Source organism: Pseudomonas sp. A125, from assembly GCF_055409485.1.
Window position 1 is genome coordinate 367,531 of record NZ_JBUZVP010000002.1, and the last position, 26,346, is coordinate 393,876.

Sequence of the window (26,346 nt, forward strand, 5' to 3'; positions counted from 1 at the left end):
GGATCAGGTCCCGAATTCTTCTTTCAGGAACTCGATAAACACCCGTAGTTTCTTCGGCGTGTTCGTACGGTTGAAGTAATACAAATACAGCGCGCTGTGGGCAATCCAGTCGTCCAGTACCTCCACCAACTCACCGCGTTGCAGGTACTGCTCGACGCTGGAGCGCGCCACATAGGCAAAGCCGAACCCGTCCAGTGCGGCTCGTACCATCAACTCAATGTCATTGGTTGCCAGGCGGCCCTTTACCGTCACCCGCATCTGTTTGCCGGCTTTTTCAAAGTCCCAGCGGTGCAGCGAGCCGGTCTGCGCACTGCGGTAGTTGACGCACTCATGCTCCAGCAAATCGTGGGGATGGGTGGGCAGTTTGCGCCCCTTCAAATACTCCGGCGTGGCGACGATGACGAAGCGCAACTGCGTCGCCACCGGCACCACCACCATGTCTTCGGCCAGCACGTGGTCGTAGCGGATGCCTGCGTCAAAACCCTGGGCGACGATGTCCACCAGGCTGTTGTCCACGGCCACTTCCAGGTTGATGCCCGGGTATTTGCGCAGGAAACGCTGGAGCAACGGTTGCAGGACCATTCGGCTGGCGGTGGAGGGAATGTTCAGGCGCAAGGTGCCCGAGGCGTCGACCGTGGCCGCTGCTACGCTGTGCAGGCTGGTTTGCAGTTCTTCCAACAGCGGCGCGATCTTCTCGATCAACTGCTCGCCGGCCTCGGTCACGCTGACGCTGCGGGTGGTGCGGTTGAGCAGTTGCACGCCCAGCTGTTTCTCCAGGGCGCGCACGCGATGGCTGACGGTCGACACCGAGAGGCTGCTGGCGGCGGCCGCCTGGGTAAAGCTTTTCGAGCGGGCGACCTGCAAAAACAGGCGTAATTGCTGAAAGTCGGGCGTGTCCATTGTGTGGTATTTCCGAAAGGGGCTTGCGGATTATGCATCTTTTTAGCAAGAACGGCGGCGCGCATACTTTTCCTACACACACGAGGATTGGCCCTTTATGACGACTTCCACCGCAAAACCTGTCTGGTTCATCACGGGCTGCTCCACCGGTTTCGGCCGCCAGTTGGCGTTGCACACCCTGAGCCTTGGCTACCCGACCGTGGTGACCGCGCGCAATCCGCAACAGGTGCAGGACATCGTCGCCGGGCACGAAGACAACGCCCTGGTCCTGACGCTGGACGTTACCGACCAGGCCCAGGTCGAGGCGGCTGTCAAAGCGGCTGAAGCGCGTTTCGGCCATATCGACGTACTGGTCAACAACGCCGGCGTTGGCTACTTCGGCTCCTTCGAAGAAAGCGATCTGAATGATGTGCGCAACATGTTCGAAATCAACGTATGGGGCCTGAGCGCCATGACCCGTGCGGCCTTGCCCGGCATGCGTGCTCGGCGCTCCGGCAGCATCGTGAACATCTCCTCGGTGGGTGGCGTGGCGGCATTCCCGTCGTTGAGTTTCTACAATGCGACCAAGTTTGCGGTGGAGGGCCTTTCCGAGGCGCTGTCCCAGGAAGTCGCGCCGTTGGGCATCAAGGTATTGCTGGTCGAGCCGGGTCCGTTCCGCACCGACTGGGCCGGGCGTTCGGCCAACGAGGCGGCTCACGGGATTGCCGACTACAAGGAAACGGCGGTGGCCCGGGCCAACATGGTCCGCAACTACAGCGGCAAGCAGCCGGGTGACCCGGTGCGCGCGGCGATTGCCATCGTCAAGGCCGTGGAGGCGGAGCAGCCGCCATTGCGCCTGTTGTTGGGCAAGGCTGCGTTGACCTTTGCGCGGACCAAGGTGAAGGCGTTGAGTGCGGATTTTGATGCGTGGGCTGAAGTAACTGAGGGGGCGGATTTTCCCGAGTAAGCCTTATAGTTCCAACTGATCTGCGTTGATGCCGAATGCCTTTGCAATCTTTTCCCGTGTCGCCCTACGAGGTTTGTTGACCGCCTCCTGCTGGGCATACGCCGGTTGGGAAATGCCAAGGCGTTTGGCTACTTCCTCTTGTGTCAGGTTGAGGTGCTCGCGCCAGGCCCGGATGGGCGTGGCACCCTCTACGATACGGCTGACGACCGCATGTGGAATGAGATCTTGGTGGTTCTGTTGAGCCAAGTACTGCTCAAAAGGGATCACCACAAAGGCAGGGTTCCCCTCGAGGTCGTTAATGATTTGTATGTCAGTAGGTACGTTCGTCACGTTTCTTTACCTCTTGAATGCTGATCACATGGATTTTCCCGTCCCAGTCGAAAAGTACTCGATAGTTGCCTGCGCGCAATCGATAACCCTTGCTGTAGTTCACCAGCGCTTTGACGTTGGCGACATCAGGCATGTATTCGAGAGCGGACACTGCATCGCGAACTTGCCTTTGATGGTGTGAATGCAAGCGTAATAACTGCTTCACTGCTTTACGGGTCCAAAGGATTGAGTTCATCAGAGATTAATAAGTCTTTTATAAGTCTTGCAAGAGGTATTTTAACCAGCGGATGAGCTGCAGGTTACGTGTCTCTACAAACCCTAGACCGCTGCTTCAAACCGCAGCTTTTAAAACTGTTGCGTTGCATGACGACTTATTTGGCAAACACCACCGGCACCGTAAACCGCAGCTTGCTGCCCTCCGGCGGGCGCGGTACCGGGGAGGCCCGGCTGATCATGTCCAGCGTCGCGGCGTCCAGCTCGGCAAAACCTGCCGAGCGAACCACGCTCGTGCTCAACACTTTCCCGTTGCTGTCAATTTCAAACCGCAGATACGCCACGCCCCGGTCGCCACGGTCACGCGCGTTTTGCGGGTAACGTTTGAATCGCTCCAGATGCGCCAGCAATTGCGCTTCCCATTGCAGCTTCAGCGCCGGGTCAACATTGCCACGAGACGACTGGTTTGCCGCCGTGGTGTCAGCGGTTTGCGCATCGAGCTTGGGTGGTGCGGTAGTGGCCGACGGCGCCGGTTGTTCCTCGTGTTTCTCTGGCGCTGCTTCAAAATCCCGAGCGTGTTCCGGCGCCGATGAATAGCTGCCTTGGGCCGTGTCCTTGAGAGGCGATGTGGCCTGCTTGGCCGGGCTCGGTTTCTTTGCCGGTATGACCTTTTTCACCACTTCTTTCGGCGGTTTTTCCGACGGCGTATTCAGCTGTTTCTGCACCACTTTGTCCGGCGCGACTTGCAGGTCATCCTCCACGGCTTGCGCCACGGGCGCGGCGGCCAGTTCGATGATCATGGCTGCCGGCGCGGCCTCGGCCACCGACACCGTGGGCGAGTAAAGCAACCACGCGGTGATGCCCGCGTAGCTGCCCAGGGTGATCAGTGTTGCCACGCTCCACAACGTTTTGCGGGGCGGGTTCAGGTAGTCGTGGGTCATGTCAGAACTTTACCGTCAGCCCCGTACGCAATGTTCGCCCCGGTGCGGGCATAAAGCTCTGTGCCAGTGGGTCGAGGTAGTACACGTTGGTGAGGTTTTGTACCGAGAAATCCAGTTGGGTGCCTTTGACAATTTCATAGCTGGCGAACAGGTCGAAGATCGCGGATTTGCGGTAGTACATCTGGTTGGTGGTGATGCCGTCGTTCCAGGGTTTGTTGAGCTTGGCGGTGGGCGCGCTGTTGTAGACCATGCGCCCGCCCAGCACCAGACTATTGTCGAACCAGCGGCTGCCCAGGGTGGTGTTGATCGAATATTTGGGTGGGTTCTGGGTGTTGGTGTAGGAACCCGGGAAGCCGCCGTCGACGCAGTTGGGCGTGTTGGGGTCATCCTCTTCGCGAAGCTTTTTCGCGATGTCCGGGGCGCAGGTCTTGGCGTTCAGGTAGTAGGTGGCGGAGACGTCGGTGAACACCCGGCCCATGTCGTAGCTGGTTTGCACCTCGATGCCCTTGACCGTGAAGCTGTCGACGTTCTGCAGGTTGCCGGCAAAGATGTCGGTGTAGTCACGGGTGATGTAGTTTTCGATCTTGTTGTTGAAGTAGGCGAGTTTGGCGGCAGCGGTATCGCCTTCCACCAGCAGGCCGTTTTTCAGGGTGCTGACGCCGAACTCCCAGTTTTTGCTGCGCTCGGGCTTGAGGTGGTCGCCAGGCACGGCAGCGGTGAACAAGCCCAGGGTGGACTCGAACAGGCTCGGCATGCGCACGCCCTGGTTGTAGTTGAGGTAGATGAAGCTGTTGTCGGTGACGTTCAGCTTGGCCCCGAATGACGGCGCAAAGGCATGATCGTCCCGTTCGATAGGGGCGGCATAGGTGTAGCTGGTGGGGTTGCGGTCCGCATCGAAGGTGGCCGCCTTGGCCTTGCGGTTGTGGTCCTTGCTGCTGAATTCGCTGTAGCGGCCACCGGCGGTGATGGTCAGGGCCGTGACCGGTTTCCATTCCAGGGAACTCACCAGGCTGCCTTCCTGGCGCTCGCCGCTGCGGATGAAGCGGTTTTTTTCCAGGTCCGATTGCAACACCGGTGAGTTGTCATCGGGGCCGAGGTTTTCTTCCTGGTAGGAGCCGCCATAGGACCAGGCTAACTTGCCCGCCCGGGTGTCGAAGCGCGAGGTGTTGTTCAGGTCCACGCCCCAGCGCTTGTCTTTGGTGCGGTTACGCAAAGCGTCCTGGTAGGTTTCGCCGAGCGGGTCGGCGTCATCGTCATGGCCATACAGCGGAGTCACCGTGACCAGGCCGTTGAACGCTTCGCTTTGGGCCTTGGTGGTCCAGGCGTTGGCACTGAAATCAATCAACGGGTTGTCTTCGGGCTTGAAGGTATAACGCGCGGTGTAGGCGTTGATGCGCATGGTGCCGGGCTGCCATTGCGGTACGCTGCCGGAGGTGTTGCGGATCACCTGCGAGGGCATCACCTCGCCATATTCGCCATCGGTGTAGCGGTAGGTCAGTTCCAGCGCCTGGTCTGGGGATGGCTTGATGATGGTCTTCAGCAGCACCGATTCGGTGTCGCTGGAGGTGTTGAACACTTCGCTGTCTGGCTTGAAGAACTTGGCCGCGCTGTTGGCTTCCTGGGTGACATAAATGTACTTGCGGGTTTTTGGGTCGTACCGGCGCACCTGCTGAAACACTTGATAGCCCTTGAAGCCCTTTTTGCCAGCGTAGTAGTTGCCGTTCGCACGTTGGGAATAGGCGGCAACAAAATCCACGACGTCGCTGGTGCTGGCGAACGCGACGCTGCCGGAATGCGAGTCAGGATCGGTCAGCCCGTTACTGCCATGGTGGGGCGTGGATTTGTATTCGGTGGGTCGCTCGACGCTGTTACTCGAGATGTCGCCCTTGAGGCGTAAGCCGTAAGTTTCGCCGTCCTTGAGAATGTCTTTGGGTTGCAGGGTTTTCATCTTGACCATGCCGCCAATCGCACCGGCTGCGTCGGCACCCATGCTTGGGCCCTTGTCGACGGTAATGGAGCTGATCAGGTCCGGGTCGATGTAGCTGCGTTGCTGCATGCCGCTGTAGCCCCGGTAGGCATCAATTGCCTGCTGGCTGCCGTCGACGGTCACCGGCACCCGGCTTTGGCCCTGGATGCCGCGGATATTGACGTCGAGGGCGCCACCGTTGCGACTGTCACCGGTTTGCACGCCGGGCACGCCCTTGAGGATGTCGGCGGGGGAGGAGCCGCGAAAGCGGTTGATGGTTTCGCCGGAGATGTACACGCTGGAGCCGGCCTTGGTGTAGACCTGCGCTGCGTCGCCGATCAAGCGACTGGTCTCGCCGCCCTTGATGGTGACGGGGCCGAGCATTTCCGATTCGTCGAGGTCGCCTGGAGCTGCGGTGGCCTGGCTGCGACGGCTGAGGATCAGGCTGCGCTGGCCGTCGATTTTCCAGCTGACCTGCGCCTCGCCCAGCAGCCGTTGCAGGGCTTGCTCCTGGGTGAAGTTGCCACGCAATGCCTGGGCTTGCAGGCCGTCCACCAGCCCGGCTTCCAGCCCCAGTTGCAGGTTGGCCTGGCGTGCGAAAGCGCCCAGCGCAGTCGTCAGCGGTTGGGCGGGAATGTCAAAGAAACGGGTGGCCTGATCACCGGGCGCCATCGCGGGCTCTGCCGCCACTGCCTGGGTTGGCTGAAATATCGAGCTGTTGATGGCTACGCACAAGATTGCCAGTGCGGCAGGTGATCGGTAACCCATGGTTCATCGCCTTGGTGTTTGGTATTGCGAGTCATTCGCAATACAAGGAGCTACAAAGACGTACACCTCGGGCGTTTTTTTCAGCGCCACTGCAATTATTTTTCAGCAGTGGGTTTTTTGCTGCCAATCACCGTGAGCAATGCGGAGTACTGGCGCACTTCGCCACCGATCGGCGCGACCAGCGCTTGCAAGGCTCGCTGGGTGTCGCGCATGTCGTAGAGGCCGGTGACGCGTTTGTTTGCCAGGGCCGGATCCTGGATCACGATCCAGCCGCGTTGATAGCGGTCCAGTTGCTCCACCACCTGCGCCACGCTGGCGTTTTCAAAGAACTGTGAGCCGTTGACCCATCCGGCAACTTCGGTTGGTGTTACCGCGGACTGCGTGCCGAGGCCGCTTTCGCGGTCGATCCACACGCGTTGCCCGGCAGCCAAGCGGTACTGGCCATTGACGCCTACGGTGCCGTCGCGAACTTCCACACTGAGGCCACTGCTGCGGCGGGCGACGTCGAAGGCGGTGCCGAGTACGCGGATCACGGCGTCTTCGCTGCGTACTTCAAAGGGCTTCCTGGCGTCGTGGACTACCTCGAAAAACACCTCTCCCTGCACCAGCATGACCTCGCGCTGACGGTCGTTGAAGCTCACGTTGACCGCGCTTTGCGGCGCCAGGGTCAAGCGGCTGCCATCGCTGAGGATGACTTCCCGGGTTTGTGCGGTGCTGGTGCTGTAGTCGGCGCCCCAGCCCGGGCTCAACACCAGGGCCGCGCACACGGCCATTGCGCTGACACACGCGGCGGCGAGAAGAGGCAGGCGCGTGCGTCGCGGCCAGTGGCGTTTCGTCGTGGCCGGTTGCTTGCCCACGGTGTCCCACACGCGATTGACCCGGGCCCAGGCCTCGAAATGCTCATCGTCACTGTGCAGCCAGCGGTCGAAATCTTCGAAGCGTTCGGGATGGGTTTGCAGGTCCAGCAGCCACTGGCCGGCGTCTTCCAGGCTCTGTGCCGAGACGTACCGAGGCAGGTGAGCGTCATGCATATGGGCGTTCCTTACTGTGCTCGATGTGAGTGGCGACACTGGAGGCCAGGTGAACGATGGCGTCCTTGACCAGGCGATGGGCGGTAGAAAGCGAGATATTGAGATGATCGGCGGTTTGCTGCAACGTGAAGCCGCCCAGGCGATGCATCTCCACGGCCACGCGCATTTGCTCGGGCAAACCCGCCAGGGCGGCCGCGATACGACTGGCGTCATCCCCGTGGACCACCCGCTGCTCTGGCGACAGTTCCCCGCCCGGGCGCATCCACTGGGGCGGCATTTGCTGCTGGCGTTTTTCCGTGGCCTGGCGGCGCACTGCGTCCAGTGCCAGGTTGCGCACGATGCGGTACAGGTACGCCACCGGTTGTTCCACGGCGTCATCGGCGCTGGCGCAGAAGCGCAAAAACGCGTCCTGCACCACGTCTTCGGCGCGCGCACGCTCGCCCACCACAACCTTGGCGTAGTTGATCAGTGCGGGGCGGTGGTCGAGGTAGAGTTGCAGCCTGGCGGCATTGTCAGTCACAGCGAAACTCAAAAGGAGATCAGAGCCTGGAAGCGCCGCGACGTTAAGTCAATTGAGAGTAATTATCAACACCGGCCTTTAACGGTTGCTTGCAGCGTAGGCGGGCCGTTATTGTGCTGAATCCTTTTAGTCCTTTTGCCCACGGATCTGTAGTGATGAATGCACCGCGTACCGCTGTCCCGATCAAGGCTGTTATTTTCGATATGGACGGGTTGTTGCTGGATACAGAAGGCATCTACACCGAAGTCACGCAGATCATCGCCGAACGCTACGGCCGCACCTATGACTGGGGGATCAAGCAGCACATCATTGGGCGTGGCGCCCAGGACCTGGCCGACTACGTGGTCAAGGCGCTGGAGCTGCCGATTACCCCCGCAGAATTTTTGGTGATCCGCGAGCCGCTGATGAGCGAGCGTTTCCCCAAGGCCCTGGGTATGCCGGGCGCTGAAGCGCTGGTGCGGCACTTGAAGGCGCATAACATTCCGATTGCCGTAGGCACCAGTTCGTCGCGCAACTCGTTTGGCCACAAGACCACGTTGCACCGTGAGTGGTTTGGGTTGTTCGACACCATCGTCACGGCAGATGACCCGGAAGTAGGGGCGGCAAAGCCTGCTCCGGATATCTTCCTCACGGCGGCGCGCCGTTTGGGTGTGGCGCCGCAAGACTGCCTGGTGTTTGAGGATTCGCCGTTTGGCGTGACCGCGGCCAAAGCTGCGTACATGACCGCGATTGCCGTGCCGGATGAGGCGATGGCGGACAGCAAGTATCACCATGCCGACCAGATTATTCGCAAGTTGGCGGATTTTGATCTGGCGGCGTATGGCTTGCCGCCGATGCGCTAAACACCCTCTGGCAAGACTGTCTGGTGAGTGGCTTTTGTGGCGAGGGAGCTTGCTCCGGCTGGGCTGCGCAGCGGCCCCAAAAAAAGCGGGAGCGCTGCGCACTCCAGCGGGAGCAAGCTCCCTCGCCACAGCAAGCTCCCTGGTCACAGGTCATTGCTCGTCTTGAGCGTGCTTCAACGCTTGGCTAATGTCTTCTGCCGCAAAATATACACCGTCACCAACACCGCACTGGTCAGCATGAACCCGCGCGCCCAAATCAGCGGCACCAGGTAGCAGGAAAACCCGATACTCACCCACATCAACCCAATGGCATACACCTTGCCCTTGAGCGGAATCCCGTTGCCATCCAGATAGTCACGGATCCACGGCCCCAGGCGCGGGTGTTCCACCAGCCATTGGTAGAAGCGCGGGGAGCTACGGGCAAAGCAGGCGGCAGCCAGCAGAAGGAAGGGCGTGGTGGGCAGCACCGGCAGGAAAATGCCGATCACCCCGAGCGCCACGCTCAACCAGCCGATGGCCAGCAGAACGTAACGCGTGATCACAGAGCGTTGCCCATGGGCGCCACGGGCAACGGTCTTAGTGGTGGCGAGGCTTGAGGATCGCCGGCTTTTCGTCAGGTGCATTGCACAGCAGGTACAGGGCGGTCAGCGCTTCCGGGATCTGCACGATCATGTCGTCCATCAGGTTGGCGTCGGAGGCGATGTCGGAGAATTCAGGTTGTTCGTCGAACAGCCCCGAACCGACCATGATCGGCAGCAGCATTTCGCTGACTTCTTCTTCAGCCGTTTCGAACCAGGCCTCTTCACGCAGGAACACGCCTTCCATGAAGCCGATGCACCAGCCGCGCAGTTCGGAGTCGTCCGGGTCTTCGCCCAGGTCCAGGTCGCAAGGCAGTTCGAACTCTTCATCGGAAGCCAGTTGGCGGCCAATGTGAGCCTTGAGGGCCAGCAGGGTGGATTCGATTTCTTCGCGCTGGGCGGCATCACTGTAGTGAGGCTCTTCGGAGAAGAGGGCGTCGATCCATTCACGGTCGGGCACGACGTCAGAGCAGATCGACAGCGCGGTCAGATAGCCGTGGGCGGCCACGTAGTCCAGCGCCTCGTCGTGCAGCTCATCGGCATCGAGGAAGGCTTGCAGGCGGGTTAGTTGCTCAGCGAAGGACATTGACGGGCTACCTTGGGAATAAACGATGGGCAATTCTAGGCTTTCTTGAGCGCCCAGGCCAGCCGCAGCACAGATTCTGTGGGCGCGGGCTTGCTCGCGAAGGGATCAAATGGGTCTATCTGGCGCAATGCAACCTCAGCATCTCCCGTCCCGGCTATATCCTCAACGGCACCCTTTGCCGGGTGACGCTCGGGTATACTGCCGCGTTTTGTGATGCCCCTACAGGCCAGGCGCCCGTCGCGGGAAAAGTTCGCTTACGGATTAATTTCCACTCAAGCGCGCTTTTTCGACCAGCCTGTACAGAGGGATTTCGGCGATATTTGGAGTTTTTCATGCTCGAGCAGGCTCAACGCGTCCTCAAGGACATCTTCGGCTACGACAGTTTTCGTGGCCGCCAGGGTGCGATCATTGAGCGCGTGGCCAATGGCGGTGACGCCCTGGTGTTGATGCCTACCGGCGGCGGCAAGTCGCTGTGTTTCCAGGTGCCGGCACTTTTGCGTGAAGGGCTGGCGGTGGTGGTGTCACCGTTGATCGCCTTGATGGACGATCAGGTGGCTACCCTCGAAGAGCTCGGCGTGGCTGCCGCGGCTCTGAACTCCACCCTCAGCGCCGAACAGCAGCGTGACCTCGCCGCCCGCATCAAGCGCGGCGAAGTGAAGATGCTTTACCTCGCCCCCGAGCGCCTGGTGCAACCGCGCATGCTGGCGTTCCTGCAGAGCCTGGAAATCGCCCTGTTCGCCATCGACGAAGCCCACTGTGTGTCCCAGTGGGGCCACGATTTCCGCCGCGAATACCTGCAACTGGGCCAACTGGCCGAACTGTTTCCCAACGTCCCGCGCATTGCCCTGACGGCCACCGCCGACAAACGCACCCGCGAAGAAATCGTCGAGCGCCTGCACCTGCAAAACGCCGAGCGTTTTCTCTCCAGCTTCGACCGCCCCAATATTTTTTACCGCATCGTGCCCAAGGAACAGCCGCGCAAGCAGTTGCTGGCGTTCCTCTCCGACCGGCGCAGCGACGCCGGCATCGTCTATTGCCTGTCGCGCAAGAAGGTCGACGAAGTCGCCGCATTCCTCAGTGAGCAAGGTTACCCGGCGCTGCCGTACCACGCCGGCCTGCCCAATGAAACGCGGTCTCACCATCAGAAGCGCTTCCTCAACGAGGAAGGCCTGATCATGGTCGCCACCATCGCGTTCGGCATGGGCATCGACAAATCCAACGTGCGCTTCGTGGCCCACATGGACCTGCCAAAATCCCTCGAGGCGTACTACCAGGAAACCGGACGCGCCGGCCGTGACGGCCTGCCGGCGGATGCCTGGATGGTCTATGGCCTGCAAGACGTGGTGATGCTCAAGCAGATGCTGCAAAACTCCGAAGGTGACGAGCGGCACAAGCGCCTGGAACAGCACAAGCTCGACGCCATGCTGTCGCTGTGCGAAGAAACCCGCTGCCGTCGCCAGACCTTGCTCGCGTACTTCGACGAAGACATGCCCCAGCCCTGCGGCCACTGCGACAGCTGCGTCGACGGCGTGCAGACCTGGGATGCCACCGAGCCGGCACGCCAGGCCTTGTCGGCGATCTACCGCACCGGCCAGCGCTATGGCGTGGGCCATCTGGTAGATGTGCTGCTGGGCAAGGACAACGAAAAGATCCGCAGCTTCGGCCACCAAAAACTCTCGGTCTATGGTGTGGGCAAGGACCGCGCTGAAGGCGAATGGCGCTCGCTGTTCCGGCAAATGGTCGCCCGTGGCCTGGTAGACATAGACCTCGAAGGCTATGGCGGCCTGCGCCTGAACGACAGTTGCCGGCCGCTGCTCAAGGGCGAAGTCAGCCTGGAGCTGCGCCGCGACCTCAAGCCGCAAACCACCGCCAAGAGCAGCACCAGCCAGGCCAGCCAACTGGTGCGCTTCGAAGAGCGCGAACAGTGGGAAGCCTTGCGCGCGCTGCGCAAAAAGCTCGCTCAGGAACACAGCGTGCCGCCTTACGTCATTTTCCCTGACTCAACTTTGCTGGAAATGCTCCGCGAGCACCCCACCACCCTGGGCGAAATGGCCAGGGTCAGCGGTGTCGGCGCACGCAAGCTGGAGCGTTATGGCCAGGCATTCCTCGAAGTGCTCGGCGGCCAGGTCGAGGCACCGAAAGAGGTCGCCGACATCCGCCACGAGCTGATCAGCCTGGCCCGGGCCGGCATGACGCCGATCCAGATCGCCGGGCAGTTGCAGTGCTCGGAAAAGAACGTCTACACACTGCTCGCCGAGTCCATCGGCAAGCAGCAGCTGTCGTTGGAGCAGGCGCTTGATTTGCCGGAGGATTTGCTCGGTGAAATCCAGGATGCCTTCCTCGATGGAGAAGGCGAGTTGCCACCTGTTTCCGAGATTTCGCCGCTGTTTACCGGCCGTGTCCCCGAGGGCGTTTTGTACTGTGTGAGGGCCGCGTTGCAGTCCGAATTCGAGATTTGATGCCGCAGTTAGGCCAATGTAACGAAACAGTACATACCAGGTCTTGCCTACTGGCATGGGTCATGATTAGCTGGCTAATAATTAGCCACACTTTATTTTCAGTCTAACCCATGAGTTTTTTATGCCGTTCACCGATCAACACCGTTTTGGCATGCAGTTGGCACAGATGTCCCGAGGTTGGCGTGCCGAGCTGGATCGTCGCCTGGCAGGCCTGGGTTTGTCCCAGGCACGCTGGCTGGTGCTGCTGCATCTGGCGCGTTTTACCGAGCCGCCGACCCAGCGTGAGCTGGCGCAAAGCGTCGGGGTAGAAGGGCCCACGTTGGCGCGGTTGCTCGACAGCCTGGAAGGCCAGGGTTTGGTGCAACGCCAGGCCGTGGTGGAAGATCGCCGCGCCAAGCGCATCGTGCTGTGCGACACCGCGAAGCCGTTGATCGAACAGATTGAAACCATCGCCACGGCCTTGCGCCATGAGCTGTTTGTGGGTGTTGAAGAAGAGGATCTGGGGGTGTGCATGCGGGTTCATGAGCACATCCTCGCAAACCTCGAGAAGTCCTGATTTCCGATGCGCCGGAGATAAAACGTGTGGGAGCGGGCTTGCTGTGGTGAGGGGGCTTGTCCCCCGTCGGGTTCACCGCAGGTTGATGGGGCTGCTTCGCAGCCCAGTCCAGCGCGGGGCAAGCCCGCTCACCACAGCAAGCCCGCTCACCACAGCAAGCCCGCTCCCACATGGGGTTGTGGTGTGCTTAGAACGTTTGCCCCAGGTTCAGGTACACCGCCTGCTGATTGTCATCGTTAAACCCGTAACTGAAATTCAACGGCCCCAGTGGTGTATCAAACCCCAGGAAAATACTGGCCGCGTTGATATACCCGCTGTCGTACTCATTGTCGTTGTTCCACGCCCGTCCACGTTCCAGTGACGCGCCCAGGTACAGCGGGAACTCCAGCGGCAAATAAGACCGCGGCGTCAGCCGTCGATAGTAAACCGCGCGCATCAGGCTGATGTTCTGCCCGGCAATCGCATCCTCACGGAAGCCCGATAACTGCCGCGCGCCCCCCAGCAGGAAGCTGGAAATCACCACGTCGGACTTATCCAGGGTGCGCCCATAACGCCCGCCGAGAATCAGCGTGTCCGGCCCGCTGCTCATGGCCTTGTCCAGCTTGAACTCCCACTGGCGATAGCGCTGGTCAGAGCCCAGCCCCGGTTCGAATTCCCGCAAGGCCAGCCCAATGTCTTCACCGGTGTGCGGGAAGTACACATTGTCGAACGAGTCGAAGGAGTACTTCAGCTCATAAAAGCCTTCGCTGAAGTTGATGCTCGGCGAATCCCGGTCACCAATGCGTACATCTGCCTTGCCCCAGGCTTCGCCGACGCCGAAACGAATCTCGCCGCTGTTGCCGATCTGCCGGCCCACGTTTAGCCCGAAGCCGTAGCGTTCCAGGCGGTACTCGGAGATCGGGTTGTTGTCTTCAATCAGTTCAACGTTCTGCGCCTGGGCACTGATATAGGGCGCGACGAAGTAGCGCGAGCCGGTGTCCATCGGCTGGTAGAACTCGCTGTACAGCTCCTGCCGGTCCCCGATCTGCACCCGCGTCAGCCATTCGGCGCCGAGGCGATTGATGCCGTTCATGCGGTAGCTGGCGCCGAGGTTGAAGGCGCTGTCGCCGCGCATGTCATCCGACAGGTTGAGGCCCAGGCGCAGGTAGTCGGTGCCGCTGCGTTTGCCCCGGGCGCTGATGACCAGGGTGTTGTCCTTGCCCTTTTTTACCACGCGGTATTGCACCTGCTCGAAGTAATCCAGGCCATAGAGCGTGCCCATGTCGGTTTGCAGGCGGGCGAGGTCCAGGGGCTCGCCGAGGTTCTGGCGGATGTAGTAGCGGATCACCTCGTCGCCGACCTTGGAGTCATTCTCCACCTTGATCGCGGTGATCACCGGGTTGCGCTCGCCGGGCGTGCGGGCGGCCATCAGTGTTGGGTCCACCGGCTCGGGCGGGCGCAGGTGCGCCAGGCGCACGTCGAGGGCGCGGGTGGCGCGGTAGCCGGCGTCGATCATGTCTTTGGCACGGCCGAAGTCTGTCACGCCAAACGCGGCCAGCGACGGCTGGATCAGCACGTCGCGTGGCGCCAGGGCCTTGAGTTGTTCTTCGGAGTTGCGCCGGGTCATCAGGGTGATGGACTGGTTGAGCACGTCCACCACGGTGTTGAGTTGCTTGCGTGTGCGCAGCGGCGTGCCGATGTCGACGACGATGGCGATGTCGACGCCCATTTCCCGCGCCACATCCAGCGGGATGTTATCGGTCATGCCGCCGTCCACCAGCAGCCGGCCATCCAGCTCCACCGGGGCAAATACCGCCGGGATCGACATACTGGCGCGGATCACCTGCGGCAAATGGCCTTTGCGGAACACCACTTTCTCGCCGCTGGTGATGTCGGTGGCCACGGCGCGGAAGGGGATCGGCAGTTTGTCGAAATCCCGGGTGTTGCTGCTGTGGGCGAACATGCTTTCCAGCAACAGGGCCAGGTTCTGGCCCTGGATCACCCCCAGTGGCAGGCCAAGGCTGCCGTCGTCACGGAAGCTGAGTTTCTGTTTGACCAGGAAATCCCGGTCATCCTGCTTGCGCCGGAACGGCACGTCTTCCCGGGGCGGCGCATCGGACAGGGCAAGCTTCCAGTCGATGCTCAACGCGAGTTTTTCCAGCTCGTCGATCTTGTAGCCCGAGGCGTACAGCCCGCCAATCACCGCGCCCATGCTGGTGCCGGCAATCGCATCGATGTGGATGCCTTGTTCTTCCAGGGCCTTGAGCACGCCAATGTGTGCCAGGCCTCGGGCGGCGCCACCGGAGAGCACCAGGCCGATCTTCGGGCGTGGGTTTTCGACGGCTTGGACGAGAACGGGGAACAGGCACAGCAACAGGCAGGACAACAGGCGGCGCATCATCAATCTCAAGGCAGGACGATAAAGGCCGGTATTATAGCCACTCGATCCTTTCAACTCGCCAAACAGGAGTCCGTCAATTCATGTCTGTGGCCAAACCCGAGATTGTCATCACCTATTGCACACAGTGTCAGTGGCTGCTGCGCGCCGCGTGGCTGGCTCAGGAGCTGTTGAGCACGTTTGCCGATGACCTCGGTAAAGTGGCCCTGGAACCGGCCACCGGCGGTGCGTTTCGCATCACCTGCGACGGCGTGCAAATCTGGGAGCGCAAGGCCGACGGTGGCTTCCCGGAAGCCAAAGTGCTCAAGCAGCGGGTGCGCGACCAGATCGACCCGCAACGGGACCTGGGGCATAACGACCGTACTCAGTGAGCGTCGGCCGTGGCGGCCGGCTGCTTGGCCGGCTTGGCGCTGCCCATCAGCCCGGACACCACGATGGCGACGATGATCAGCGCGCCGCCCATCAGCATGCGCAACGTGGGTGTTTCTGCAAACAGCAGCCAGGCCACTGTGATGCCGTACACCGGCTCCATGGCGAATACCACCGCCGCGGTGCGCGCCTTGAGCACCGCGAGGCTGGCGACAAACAGGCTGTGGGCCAGTCCTGTGCAGAACACGCCGAGCAGGCCGATCCACAGCCAGTCCAGCGCACGCACCTCGGCCAGCCCGGGCGCCGCGACCGGCAACAGGCACAGCGCAACCACCACGTTCTGGCACAAGGCGGCTTGCACCGGCGGAATGCGCCCGCTGGCGCGGTTGTTCAGTGACAGCAGCGAGAACAACAAGCCGGATCCGACGGCCCATAACAGGCCACTGGTGGCTTGGCTCGCGAGGTTGAAGTCCGGCGTGACCAGCACCAGGCCGATGCTCACCAGCACCACCAGCAGGATCTCATTGGCGCGAATCCGCTCGCGGAAAATCAGGCCCTCAAGGATCACCGTAAACGCCGGGAAGGTGGTGAAGCCCAGGGTGGCGATAGCCACACCGGCGACCTTTACTGCAATAAAGAAACTCACCCAATGCCCGGCCAGCAGCAGGCCGCTGACCAGCAGGCGGCGCCAGTCGCGGGCTTGCAACTTGTGCCAGGCGGTGTTGCTGGCAAAGCGCGCAAAGATCGCCAGGGCAATCACGGCGAACGCAGCGCGGCCGAACACGATAATTGCCGGCGAGGCGGCCGCCAGCTTGCCGAATACGCCAGTGAGGCCAAACATCAATGCGCCGATATGCAGGGCGCCGAGGGCTGTGCGGGGAGTCATTGCGATCCTTGAACAACGGGTTTACAGGATCGCAGTCTAGAGGGTTGCAGGCGTCTGCGTCTGTCGTTGGGCTCGCGAGTTTTGTCGCAGGACTCTTGCCTGGTGAAGCTCCCTGTGGGAGCTGGCTTGCCTGCGATGCAGGCAACTCGGTCGTTCAGATGGCGCGCGGTGATGCTATCGCAGGCAAGCCAGCTCCTACATTGCACGGTGCTTGTCTGAAGGCTCGGGGCGAGAGGCCAAACTCGCGCAGCATCGCCGCAGCAAATGCACTTTGCGAACCGTAGCCAACTCGCGCGGCGACCTCGCCGATGGGCAACTGGCTGTCGCGCAACAGGCCGCGCGCCATCTGCAAGCGCCGGGTGCGGATGTAGTCCATCGGTGTTTGCCCGCACTCCGCGACAAACCGGGCATGCAGGCGGGCCACGGACAGGTCGGCGATCTTCGCCAGGTCCGCCACTTGCAGCGGGTGCGCGGCGTGCCGCTGGATATGTGCATTGAACGCGGCATACGGCAGGCGCTTGCCCGCCAGCGGTTGTGCAAGGTTGAGGCTGGCCAGCAGTAATACCGCGCCTTGTTGGGCGATCAGCGGGTCATCTACCGGGCTGCTCGCCAGCCACTGCACCAGTTGGCTTTGGCGATTGTCCAGGAGCAGGTGTGCGGGTTGGTCGAGCAAGCGGCGGCTGGCGTCGGCATGCTCGCCCAGGGACTGCGCCAACCAGTGTTCATCGGGCACGTCCAGCACCAGGCAGCGGCTGCCATCGCGGCTGATGCACGCATGATGAGCGGCGTAGGGCAGCACCATCACGCTGCTGTGCTGCACCTGGCTGCCACGGCCGTCCACCTCGAAGTCCAGATGCCCGGACAGGCCAAACACCAGCTGCGCGTGGTCGTGGCTGTGGGCGATGGGCTCTTCAACGTAGTGGCGTAGCGTGAGGTTCGGTCTCATCGCAGTCTCCTGGGCAGGCCCGCAGTTTACATCGCTTCGTAAGGCTTGGGCGCTGTCATCAGACTGACGCCACACTGTCATGGGCTATTAATCCCATGGGCGCAAGCTCGCGAAAACACCGTGAGGCATGCCCATGACCAGCGCCGAACTCGCCAAACCCAGCCGCAAGCAACGCGTGCGTACCCTGTGGATTTCCGATGTGCATTTGGGCACGCGGGACTGCCAGGCCGAACACCTCTCGCAATTTCTCAAGGGCTACCACGCCGACAAGGTCTACCTGGTGGGCGACATCATCGACGGCTGGAAACTGCGCAGCGGCATGTATTGGCCCCAGGCCCACACCAACGTGATCCGCCGCCTGCTGACCATGAGCAAGCGCGGCACCGAGGTGATCTATGTCACCGGCAACCATGACGAGTTCCTGCGGCGCTATTCGAAGCTGATCCTCGGCAATATCCAGCTGGTTGACGAGGCCGTGCACGTGACTGCCGATGGCCGGCATTTGCTGGTGATCCATGGCGATCAGTTCGACGTGATCACCCGCTATCACCGCTGGCTGGCGTTCCTCGGTGATTCGGCCTATGAGTTCACCCTCACGCTGAACCGCTGGCTGAACCACTGGCGGGCGCGGTATGGCTATGGCTATTGGTCGCTGTCGGCCTACCTCAAGCACAAGGTCAAGACGGCCGTCAGCTTTATCAGTGATTTTGAAGAAGCGATCGCCCACGAAGTGACCAAGCGCGAATTGCACGGCGTGGTGTGCGGGCATATTCACCATGCAGAGATTCGCAAGGTGGGCGAGGTGGACTATCTCAATTGCGGGGATTGGGTGGAGTCATGCACGGCGTTGATCGAGCACTGGGATGGGCATATCGAGCTGTATCGGTTGGCGGATGCGCAGGCCAAAGAGGCGCAGCTCAAGGCCGAAATGGTTGCGGGCTGAACCGCTGTTTTTTGCTTGGATATGAATAACCTGTGGCGAGGGAGCTTGCTCCCGCTGGAGTGCGTAGCGCGCCCAAAAAATCTTGGGGCCGCTGCGCAGCCCAGCGGGAGCAAGCTCCCTCGCCACGGGTGGTTTTTGCGAGTTTAAATGTTGCTTACATCTGCGATTGCTTGCGCGAGCAGCGTCAACCGCGTCGCATCAATCCCCGCCACGTTCGCACGCCCGGAATTGACCATATACACGCTGTGCTTTTCCCGCAGTTGTTGCACCTGCGAGGCACTCAAGCCGGTATAGGAAAACATCCCGCGTTGCGCCGCGATGTGTGCAAACCGCGCCGACAACCCATGGGGCGCCAACGCCTCCACCAGCCCGGAACGCAGTTGCGCAATCCGCGCCCGCATCGCTTCAACTTCCTCGGCCCACTGCTTTTTCAGCCCTGCGTCACCGAGAATGGTCGCCACCACAGCAGCACCATGATCCGGCGGGGTCGACCATAAATTACGTGCAATAAATGCCAGTTGGCTGCGCACATCTGCAAGCTTCTCGGCGTTCGTCGCGCACACAATCAGCGCGCCCACACGGTCGCTGTACAGGCCGAAATTCTTCGAGCAAGAGCTGGTGATCAGCACCTCGGGCAGTTCAGCTGCAAACAGCCGTACCGCCCACGCATCCTGCTCCAGGCCGTCGCCAAAACCCTGGTAGGCAAAGTCGATCAGCGGCAGCAGCTCGCGCTCCTGGACGATTTTCAGCACCTGGCGCCAGTCAGCCTGGGACAAGTCAAAGCCCGTCGGGTTATGGCAGCAGGCATGCAGCAGCACCACGTCGCCCTTTGGCACCTCGGACAGCGTGGCCAGCATCGCCGCCACATCCAGGCGATTGTCGCTGCCCACATACGGGTAATGGCTGACCTTGAGGCCAGCCTTGGCGAAGATGGTTTCGTGGATCGGCCAGGTCGGGTTACTCAGCCAGACGCCACGGCCGGGCAGGCTGTGTGCGATAAAGTCGGCACTCAAGCGCAGCGCGCCGGTGCCGCCTGGCGTCTGGGTGGCGCCGGCACGGCGTTCGTTCAGCAGCGGTGAACCGGCGCCCAGTACCAGCTCAGAGATCAGCGTGCCAAATGCAGCATTGCCGTGGCCGCCGATGTAGGTCTTGGTGGTCTGTTGCTCCACCAGGCGCTGCTCCGCCAGCTTCACTGAGTGCGGGATCGGCGTCAGGCCCTGGTCGTCCTTGTACACGCCCACGCCGAGGTCGAACTTGTTCGGGTTGGTGTCCTGGGCATACAGCTCCATCAGCCCGAGGATCGGGTCCCCGGGTACCCGGCCGATCGCGTCGAAATGCATTACTTGCGACCCTCGGCATCCTTCGCCACTTCGTCGGTGCGCGCGGCCATGATGAAGTCGTTGCGGTGCAGGCCCTTGATGGAGTGGCTCCACCAAGTCACGGTGACTTTGCCCCATTCGGTGAGCAGGCCTGGGTGGTGGCCTTCGGCTTCGGCAATCACGCCCACCGCATTGGTGAACGCCAGGGCGAATTTGAAATTCTTGAACAGGAAGACCTTTTCCAGCTGCATCACGCCGTCGCGTACTTCGATGTTCCAGTCGGGGATCTGCTTGATCAGTACCGGCAACTCTTCGTCGCTGACTTGCGGGGCGTCGGCGCGGCAGGCTTCGCAGTGGGCTTGGTTCAACGTGGTCATGTGGGTATTCCTGAAATCGAGTGTTTGGAAAACGGTCGTCAGTGGCGTCACCCTAAAGCAACGCGCGGCCGGGGAACAGACTCACCTGGCCCTGAAAGTCGCAGCTCAAGCAGCTTTTGGCTTGGGTGGGAACTTCGGTGCGTGCAGCCCCAGCTGCATGCCGCGTTCGACCATGCCCATGATGTCTTCCTGCGCCACTTCGAACAGGCGCTTGAGGTTGGGCAGGGCGAAGTACACGGGTTGCAGGATGTCGATGCGATACGGCGTACGCATCGCTTCGAGCGGGTCGAAGGCTTGGTGCTCGGGCGCGCCGGAGAGGCTGTACACCGTCTCTTTGGGCGACGACAGAATGCCGCCCCCGTAGATACGCCGGCCTTCAGGCGTGTCCACCAGGCCGAACTCGATGGTCATCCAGTACAGGCGCGCCAGGTACACACGCTGTTCCTTGGTGGCCGCCAGGCCGAGTTTGCCGTAGGTGTGGGTGAATTGCGCGAACCAGGGGTTGGTCAACAGTGGGCAATGGCCGAAGATCTCGTGAAAAATGTCCGGTTCCTGCAGGTAATCCAGCTCTTCACGGGTACGAATAAACGTCGCCACCGGAAACTGTTTGTTGGCAAGCAATTCGAAAAAGGTCTGGAAGGGGATCAGCGCCGGTACCCGGGCAACTTGCCAGCCGGTGGTCTCGGCCAGCACCTTGTTGACTTCGGCCAGTTGCGGAATGCGCTCGTGAGGCAGGCCGAGCTTGTCGATGCCGTCCAGGTATTCCTGGCAGGCGCGGCCCTCGATGACTTTCAGCTGGCGCGTGATCAGGGTGTTCCACACCGCGTGTTCTTCTGGCGGGTAGTCGATAAAACCGTTCGCGTCGGGCTCGCGGGCCACGTACTGCGTCTGCTTCATACTGCTCTCCTGCTAGGCATTCGTTCTTGTTATGTCCTGGGATGAGCCTATTGATACGCCGCCTGGCCCAGGAAGCCATCCTCGGTTGCCACAGTTCCGTAGGAAAAGTTACTGGTTTTCGTAAAGTTTTCGTTACGCATGAGGCGATTCGTTCTGCATATGGCGTATTTTGGGTGTGAATCGCCTCACAGCTGTCACATAATCTTGACGATTATCTGCGCCCAGCGGCAAAAAGACGCAGCGCCTCTACCTCTTCGGGCCCTCTCATGCGTATCAAAGTGCATTGCCAGAACCGCATCGGCATCCTGCGGGACATCCTTAACCTGTTGGTTGAGTACGGCGTGAACGTCGCCAAGGGCGAGGTCGGCGGCGAGCATGGCAATGCCATCTACTTGTATTGCCCGAACCTGGTGAACCTGCAGTTTCAGGCACTGCGCCCGCAGTTCGAAGCGATTGCCGGGGTATTTGGGGTGAAGCGGGTAGGGCTGATGCCCAGCGAACGTCGGCACATGGAGCTCAATGCACTGCTGGGGGCGCTGGAGTTTCCGGTGCTGTCCATCGACATGGGCGGCTCCATCGTCGCAGCCAATCGCGCGGCGGCGCAGTTGCTGGGTGTACGCGTGGATGAGGTGCCAGGCATTCCGTTGTCGCGCTACGCCGAAGACTTCGACTTACCGGAACTGGTGCGGGCCAGCAAATCGCGGATCAATGGCCTGCGGGTCAAGGTCAAGGGTGACGTGTTTCTCGCCGATATCGCGCCGCTGCAATCCTCTGAACACGACGACAGTGAAGCCATGGCCGGCGCCGTGTTGACCCTGCACCGCGCCGACCGGGTCGGTGAGCGTATCTACAATGTGCGCAAGCAAGAGCTACGCGGCTTCGACAGTATTTTCCAAAGCTCCAAGGTCATGGCCGCCGTGGTGCGTGAAGCACGGCGCATGGCGCCGCTGGATGCGCCTCTATTAATAGAAGGCGAAACCGGCACCGGCAAAGAGCTGCTGGCCCGTGCCTGCCATTTGGCCAGCCCACGCGGCCAGTCGCCGTTGATGGCGCTTAACTGCGCCGGTTTGCCCGAGTCCATGGCCGAGACCGAGTTGTTTGGGTATGGCCCCGGCGCCTTTGAAGGGGCGCGTGCGGAGGGCAAGTTGGGGCTGCTGGAGCTAACGGCGGGCGGTACGCTGTTTCTCGATGGTGTCGGGGAAATGAGCGCGCGGTTGCAGGTGAAGTTGCTGCGCTTTCTGCAAGACGGTTGCTTTCGCCGGGTAGGCAGTGATGAAGAGGTGTATTTGGATGTGCGCGTGATTTGCGCGACCCAGGTAGACCTGTCGGAGCTGTGTGCGCGAGGCGAGTTTCGTCAGGATTTGTATCACCGCCTGAACGTGCTTTCGCTGCATATCCCGCCACTGCGCGAATGCCTTGATGGTTTACCGCCGCTGGTGGAGCACTTTCTGGACCAGGCCAGCCGGCAAATCGGCTGCCCGATGCCCAAGCTGGCGCCGCCGGCGATGGATCGACTCAGCCATTACCACTGGCCGGGGAACGTGCGGCAGTTGGAGAACGTGCTGTTCCAGGCGGTTTCGCTGTGTGAGGGCGGCACGGTCAAGGCGGAGCACATTCGCCTGCCGGATTATGGCGTGCGTCAGCCGCTGGGGGATTTCTCCCTGGAAGGCGGGCTGGAGGAGATTGTCGGGCGTTTCGAGAAGGCGGTGCTGGAGCAGCTTTATGCGGAGCATCCCAGCAGCCGTTTGTTGGGCAAGCGGCTGGGCGTATCCCACACCACAATCGCCAACAAGCTGCGCGACTACGAAGTGCTCAAGGCCGAACGCGGTTAAACCTGTGGGAGCTGGCTTGCCTGCGATAGCGGTGGGTCAGCAAAACAGGTGGTAGCTGATACACCGCCATCGCAGGCAAGCCAGCTCCTACAGTTGATCTTTGTCGGTCTTGATACCCGCGCTTGCCGTTAACGGCATAAGTCCGCCGTTTTTTCGACTCCCCTCAAGCCGCCATTTCCGCAACTCAAACCGCAAACCCCCGCCCCGCCTGGACTTTTCCTGAATTCTAAAAGTTGGTTCGCAAATTGCTTAAGCCTCATTAGTACAGCGGTGGGCGGCAAGCGTCCGTCAGAAAGAGGAAAGAGCGTGGATAAGTACCTTTACGTGGCAATGACCGGCGCCAGCCAGAATGCACTGGCGCAGAAGGCCCACGCCAACAACTTGGCGAACGTTTCCACCAATGGTTTCCAGCGTGACCTGGAACAGGCGCGCTCGATGCCGGTGTTTGGTGACAGCTTTCCGGCGCGGGCCTTTGCCTTGACCGAACGCCCAGGCACGGACTTTTCCCCTGGCGCGATGATTGAAACCGGCCGTGACCTCGACGTGGCCGTCAGCGGCGACGGCTGGATGGCCGTGCAAAACCCCGATGGCGGCGAGTCTTACGTGCGCAGCGCCAGCATGAACGTCGATGCATTGGGCGTGCTGCGGGCCGGCAATGGGATGCCGATCATGGGCAACGGTGGCCCGATTGCCGTGCCGCCCCAGCAGCAGATCGAAGTCGGCCAGGACGGCACTATCAGCATTCGCGCCATGGGCGAAGGCCCACGGGTGATGGCTGAAGTGGACCGGATCAAGCTGGTGCAGCCCGACCTCAAGAACATGACCAAGGGGCTGGACGGCACTATCCACACCAAGGATGGCCAGCCGGCCCAGGCCGATGCCAACGTCAAGCTGACGTCGGGTTTCCTGCAGGCGAGCAATGTGAACGCCGTCGAAGAAATGACGGCAGTACTGGCTCTGTCCAAGCAGTTTGAATTGCACATCAAGATGATGAACAGCGCCAAAGAAGACGACCAGGCCATGACCCGCGTCCTGGCGATGAGCTGATAGCAGCCACACCCCAATTTTTGTAGCGCGGCGCCATAAAACAGGCGCACGAAGGAGAAGAACATGCTTCCGGCTCTATACGTTGCCAAAACAGGTTTGTCCGCCCAGGACACCAACCTGACCACCATTTCCAACAACCTGGCCAACGTGTCGACCACGGGTTTCAAACGTGACCGCGCCGAGTTCCAGGACTTGCTCTATCAGATCAAGAAGCAGCCGGGCGCCCAGTCGACCCAGGACAGCGAATTACCCTCGGGCCTGCAATTGGGTACCGGTGTGGCGATTGTTGGCACCCAGAAGAACTTCAGCGCCGGTAACTTGCAGCAAACCGGTCAGCCGCTGGACCTGGCCGTCAACGGCAAAGGTTTCTTCCAGATCCTGCAGCCGGACGGCACCACCACCTACACCCGCGACGGTACGTTCCACCTGGACTCCAACGGCCAGGTCGTGACCGCCAACGGTTTCGCGCTGGAGCCTGCGATTGTTGTGCCTAACAACGCCCAGACCTTCACCGTCGGCAACGACGGCACCGTGTCGATCACCGTGGCCGGCAACCCGGCGTCCCAGGTGATCGGCAACCTGCAAACCGCCGACTTCATCAACCCGGCCGGCCTGCAGGCCATTGGTAACAACCTGTTCCTGGAAACCGCCTCCAGCGGCGCGCCGCAAATCGGCACCCCGGGCCTCAACGGTTTTGGTACCACCCTGCAAAGCACCCTGGAAACGTCCAACGTCAGCACCGTTGAAGAGATGGTCAACATGATCACCACTCAGCGCGCCTACGAGATGAACTCCAAGGTGATTTCCACCGCCGACCAGATGCTTTCGTTCGTAACGCAGAATCTGTAATCAAGTCTATGGGGCGCCCTCGAAGGCGCCTGCAACACCGTGAGGTATGGGTCATGAATCGCTATGTTTCTGTTCTGGCATTGAGTGGGATTGCTGTGCTCGCGGGCTGTGTCGCCCCGACGCCAAAGCCCAATGACCCGTACTATGCGCCGGTGTTGCCGCGCACGCCGTTGCCGGCGGCCGCCAACAATGGCTCGATCTACCAGGCCGGTTTCGAACAGAACCTGTACAGCGACCGCAAGGCGTTCCGGGTGGGTGACATCATCACCATCACCCTCAACGAGAAGACCCAGGCGAGCAAGAACGCCAACTCGCAGATCGGCAAGACCAGCAAGACCAGCATCGGCCTGACCTCGTTGTTTGGCGGTGTACCGAACACCAACAACCCGCTGGGCAGCGGTGACCTGAGCCTGGACGCCGGCTACAGCGGCGACCGCGCCACCAACGGCAAGAGCGCGGCGGGGCAGGGCAACAGCCTGACCGGTTCGATCACCGTGACCGTGGCCGACGTGCTGCCCAACGGTATCATCGCCGTACGTGGCGAGAAGTGGATGACCCTCAACACCGGTGACGAGCTGGTGCGCATTGCCGGCATGGTTCGCGCCGACGATATCTCTACCGATAACACCGTGCCGTCGACACGGATTGCCGATGCACGTATCACCTACTCGGGTACGGGTTCGTTTGCTGACGCCAGTCAGCCGGGCTGGTTTGACCGTTTCTTCCTTAGCCCGCTGTTCCCTTTCTAGGTGACCACTTTGAACTTCAAACAGCTGATGGCTGCGATGTTGCTGCTGGCCCTGAGCGCCGGCGCCCAGGCTGAACGCCTGAAAGACATCGCGAGCATTTCCGGCGTGCGGTCCAACCAATTGATCGGCTACGGCCTGGTGGTGGGGCTTAACGGCACCGGCGACCAGACCACCCAAACCCCGTTCACCCTGCAGACCTTCAACAACATGCTCTCGCAGTTCGGCATCAAGGTGCCGCCGGGCTCGGGCAACGTGCAGTTGAAGAACGTCGCGGCGGTGTCCATCAGTGCCGATTTGCCGCCGTTCGCCAAGCCGGGGCAGGTGGTGGATATCACCGTCTCGTCCATGGGTAACTCCAAAAGCCTGCGCGGCGGCACCTTGCTGATGACCCCGCTCAAAGGTATCGACGGCAATGTCTACGCCATCGCCCAGGGCAACCTGGTGGTGGGCGGTTTTGATGCCGAGGGCCGTGATGGTTCGAAGATCACCGTCAACGTACCGTCGGCTGGCCGCATTCCCGGTGGTGCCTCGGTGGAACGCACCGTGCCGAGTGGCTTCAACCAGGGCAACAGCCTGACCCTGAACCTCAACCGTTCGGACTTCACCACCGCCAAGCGTGTAGTGGACAAGATCAATGAGCTGCTTGGCCCGGGTGTGGCCCAGGCCATCGACGGCGGCTCGGTGCGCGTGACGGCGCCGCTGGACCCAAGCCAGCGGGTGGACTACCTGTCGCTGCTGGAAAACCTTGAGGTTGACCCGGGCCAGGCCGTGGCCAAAGTCATCATCAACTCGCGGACCGGCACCATCGTGATCGGCCAGAACGTCAAGGTTTCGCCGGCGGCTGTGACCCACGGCAGCCTCACCGTGACCATCACCGAAGACCCGATCGTCAGCCAGCCTGGCCCGTTGTCCAACGGCCAGACCGCCGTGGTGCCCCGTTCGCGGGTGAATGCCCAGCAAGAAGCCAAGCCGATGTTCAAGTTCGGCCCCGGTACCACCCTGGACGAGATTGTCCGTGCGGTGAACCAGGTGGGCGCAGCGCCCGGCGACTTGATGGCGATCCTCGAAGCATTGAAACAGGCCGGCGCCTTGCAAGCCGACCTGATTGTGATCTGACGC

At 61.3% G+C, this 26,346-nt stretch carries 26 protein-coding genes; 11 read left to right on the forward strand and 15 right to left on the reverse strand.

Translation table 11 applies throughout. From position 1 onward, the window contains the following. Window positions 1-3 precede the first annotated feature (3 nt). Window positions 4-900: a LysR family transcriptional regulator gene (locus ACZRN6_RS04800; RefSeq protein ID WP_464007321.1), complete on the reverse strand. Its 897-nt coding sequence runs from the start codon at window positions 898-900 to the stop codon at window positions 4-6. A gap of 97 nt (window positions 901-997) precedes the next feature. On the opposite strand from ACZRN6_RS04800, the gene ACZRN6_RS04805 reads away from it, so the two are divergent. Further along, entirely contained in the window at window positions 998-1,846 is an 849-nt protein-coding gene (locus tag ACZRN6_RS04805) for an oxidoreductase (RefSeq protein WP_464007322.1), read from the forward strand. Between the two features lie 3 nt (window positions 1,847-1,849). Here ACZRN6_RS04805 and ACZRN6_RS04810 read toward each other — a convergent pair whose 3' ends face one another. The 6 genes from ACZRN6_RS04810 to ACZRN6_RS04835 all read right to left on the reverse strand — a co-directional run bounded on the left by ACZRN6_RS04810 (window position 1,850) and on the right by ACZRN6_RS04835 (window position 7,615). Beyond that, complete coding sequence (locus ACZRN6_RS04810; protein WP_464007323.1) at window positions 1,850-2,176, reverse strand: helix-turn-helix domain-containing protein; 327 nt, start codon at window positions 2,174-2,176, stop codon at window positions 1,850-1,852. Beyond that, the gene (locus ACZRN6_RS04815; RefSeq protein ID WP_322146712.1) at window positions 2,157-2,411 is read right to left on the reverse strand and encodes a type II toxin-antitoxin system RelE family toxin; all 255 of its coding nucleotides are present in this window, start codon (window positions 2,409-2,411) and stop codon (window positions 2,157-2,159) included. The genes ACZRN6_RS04810 and ACZRN6_RS04815 overlap by 20 nt, the downstream gene beginning before the upstream one ends. 136 nt (window positions 2,412-2,547) lie before the next feature. Then, window positions 2,548-3,330, reverse strand: a complete 783-nt coding sequence (locus tag ACZRN6_RS04820) for an energy transducer TonB (RefSeq protein WP_464007324.1) — start codon at window positions 3,328-3,330, stop codon at window positions 2,548-2,550. Window position 3,331: 1 nt separating this feature from the next. After that, on the reverse strand, window positions 3,332-6,064 hold the full coding sequence (locus ACZRN6_RS04825; RefSeq protein WP_464007325.1) for a TonB-dependent receptor: 2,733 nt from the start codon (window positions 6,062-6,064) through the stop codon (window positions 3,332-3,334). Window positions 6,065-6,159: 95 nt separating this feature from the next. Beyond that, entirely contained in the window at window positions 6,160-7,095 is a 936-nt protein-coding gene (locus ACZRN6_RS04830) for a FecR family protein (protein WP_464007326.1), read from the reverse strand. Continuing rightward, a complete protein-coding gene (locus ACZRN6_RS04835; RefSeq protein ID WP_464007327.1) occupies window positions 7,088-7,615 on the reverse strand; it encodes a sigma-70 family RNA polymerase sigma factor in 528 nt (175 codons plus the stop codon). The genes ACZRN6_RS04830 and ACZRN6_RS04835 overlap by 8 nt, the downstream gene beginning before the upstream one ends. Window positions 7,616-7,770: 155 nt before the next feature. Between ACZRN6_RS04835 and ACZRN6_RS04840 the strand changes: the two genes are divergently transcribed. After that, entirely contained in the window at window positions 7,771-8,457 is a 687-nt protein-coding gene (locus ACZRN6_RS04840) for an HAD-IA family hydrolase (protein WP_464007328.1), read from the forward strand. Between the two features lie 173 nt (window positions 8,458-8,630). Here the strand turns inward: ACZRN6_RS04840 and ACZRN6_RS04845 are convergent, their stop codons facing one another. Continuing rightward, window positions 8,631-8,999, reverse strand: coding sequence for a YbaN family protein (locus ACZRN6_RS04845; protein WP_464007329.1), 369 nt, complete (start codon window positions 8,997-8,999; stop codon window positions 8,631-8,633). 34 nt (window positions 9,000-9,033) lie between these two features. Continuing rightward, on the reverse strand, window positions 9,034-9,621 hold the full coding sequence (locus tag ACZRN6_RS04850; protein WP_017477430.1) for a UPF0149 family protein: 588 nt from the start codon (window positions 9,619-9,621) through the stop codon (window positions 9,034-9,036). 332 nt (window positions 9,622-9,953) lie between these two features. Here ACZRN6_RS04850 and recQ point away from each other — a divergent pair, with 332 nt between their 5' ends. Further along, window positions 9,954-12,080, forward strand: a complete 2,127-nt coding sequence (recQ, locus tag ACZRN6_RS04855) for a DNA helicase RecQ (protein WP_322146701.1) — start codon at window positions 9,954-9,956, stop codon at window positions 12,078-12,080. A 121-nt stretch (window positions 12,081-12,201) separates the two neighbouring features. Then, window positions 12,202-12,636, forward strand: coding sequence for a MarR family transcriptional regulator (locus tag ACZRN6_RS04860; RefSeq protein WP_464007330.1), 435 nt, complete (start codon window positions 12,202-12,204; stop codon window positions 12,634-12,636). A gap of 187 nt (window positions 12,637-12,823) precedes the next feature. Here ACZRN6_RS04860 and ACZRN6_RS04865 read toward each other — a convergent pair whose 3' ends face one another. Next, the gene (locus ACZRN6_RS04865) at window positions 12,824-15,013 is read right to left on the reverse strand and encodes a patatin-like phospholipase family protein (RefSeq protein WP_322146696.1); all 2,190 of its coding nucleotides are present in this window, start codon (window positions 15,011-15,013) and stop codon (window positions 12,824-12,826) included. 83 nt (window positions 15,014-15,096) lie between these two features. Here ACZRN6_RS04865 and ACZRN6_RS04870 point away from each other — a divergent pair, with 83 nt between their 5' ends. Further along, window positions 15,097-15,384, forward strand: coding sequence for an Rdx family protein (locus tag ACZRN6_RS04870; protein WP_167663663.1), 288 nt, complete (start codon window positions 15,097-15,099; stop codon window positions 15,382-15,384). Here the strand turns inward: ACZRN6_RS04870 and ACZRN6_RS04875 are convergent. Both ACZRN6_RS04875 and ACZRN6_RS04880 read right to left on the reverse strand, forming a co-directional pair. Next, on the reverse strand, window positions 15,378-16,268 hold the full coding sequence (locus ACZRN6_RS04875; protein ID WP_322146694.1) for a DMT family transporter: 891 nt from the start codon (window positions 16,266-16,268) through the stop codon (window positions 15,378-15,380). The genes ACZRN6_RS04870 and ACZRN6_RS04875 overlap by 7 nt on opposite strands. A gap of 154 nt (window positions 16,269-16,422) precedes the next feature. Continuing rightward, complete coding sequence (locus ACZRN6_RS04880) at window positions 16,423-17,214, reverse strand: AraC family transcriptional regulator (RefSeq protein ID WP_322146692.1); 792 nt, start codon at window positions 17,212-17,214, stop codon at window positions 16,423-16,425. Window positions 17,215-17,347: 133 nt separating this feature from the next. Between ACZRN6_RS04880 and ACZRN6_RS04885 the strand changes: the two genes are divergently transcribed. Continuing rightward, entirely contained in the window at window positions 17,348-18,157 is an 810-nt protein-coding gene (locus ACZRN6_RS04885; protein WP_322146690.1) for a UDP-2,3-diacylglucosamine diphosphatase, read from the forward strand. Between the two features lie 143 nt (window positions 18,158-18,300). Here the strand turns inward: ACZRN6_RS04885 and ACZRN6_RS04890 are convergent, their stop codons facing one another. The 3 genes from ACZRN6_RS04890 to phhA all read right to left on the reverse strand — a co-directional run bounded on the left by ACZRN6_RS04890 (window position 18,301) and on the right by phhA (window position 20,750). Continuing rightward, window positions 18,301-19,497: an amino acid aminotransferase gene (locus tag ACZRN6_RS04890; protein ID WP_464007331.1), complete on the reverse strand. Its 1,197-nt coding sequence runs from the start codon at window positions 19,495-19,497 to the stop codon at window positions 18,301-18,303. Further along, window positions 19,497-19,853, reverse strand: a complete 357-nt coding sequence (locus ACZRN6_RS04895) for a 4a-hydroxytetrahydrobiopterin dehydratase (RefSeq protein WP_088426331.1) — start codon at window positions 19,851-19,853, stop codon at window positions 19,497-19,499. Before ACZRN6_RS04895 ends, ACZRN6_RS04890 begins: the two co-directional genes overlap by 1 nt. 105 nt (window positions 19,854-19,958) lie before the next feature. After that, the gene (gene phhA, locus ACZRN6_RS04900; protein ID WP_322146686.1) at window positions 19,959-20,750 is read right to left on the reverse strand and encodes a phenylalanine 4-monooxygenase; all 792 of its coding nucleotides are present in this window, start codon (window positions 20,748-20,750) and stop codon (window positions 19,959-19,961) included. Between the two features lie 266 nt (window positions 20,751-21,016). Between phhA and ACZRN6_RS04905 the strand changes: the two genes are divergently transcribed. From ACZRN6_RS04905 to ACZRN6_RS04925, 5 genes are all read left to right on the forward strand, one after another. Then, window positions 21,017-22,582, forward strand: a complete 1,566-nt coding sequence (locus ACZRN6_RS04905) for a sigma-54-dependent transcriptional regulator (RefSeq protein ID WP_464007332.1) — start codon at window positions 21,017-21,019, stop codon at window positions 22,580-22,582. Window positions 22,583-22,888: 306 nt separating this feature from the next. Further along, window positions 22,889-23,629: a flagellar basal body rod protein FlgF gene (locus ACZRN6_RS04910; protein WP_003214611.1), complete on the forward strand. Its 741-nt coding sequence runs from the start codon at window positions 22,889-22,891 to the stop codon at window positions 23,627-23,629. A gap of 63 nt (window positions 23,630-23,692) precedes the next feature. Then, complete coding sequence (flgG, locus tag ACZRN6_RS04915; RefSeq protein WP_003214609.1) at window positions 23,693-24,478, forward strand: flagellar basal-body rod protein FlgG; 786 nt, start codon at window positions 23,693-23,695, stop codon at window positions 24,476-24,478. Window positions 24,479-24,531: 53 nt separating this feature from the next. After that, window positions 24,532-25,227 carry a flagellar basal body L-ring protein FlgH gene (flgH, locus tag ACZRN6_RS04920; protein WP_003214607.1) on the forward strand — a complete coding sequence of 232 codons (696 nt, stop codon included), beginning with the start codon at window positions 24,532-24,534 and terminating at the stop codon, window positions 25,225-25,227. 27 nt (window positions 25,228-25,254) lie between these two features. Further along, a complete protein-coding gene (locus ACZRN6_RS04925) occupies window positions 25,255-26,343 on the forward strand; it encodes a flagellar basal body P-ring protein FlgI (RefSeq protein ID WP_032899355.1) in 1,089 nt (362 codons plus the stop codon). Window positions 26,344-26,346 lie beyond the last annotated feature (3 nt).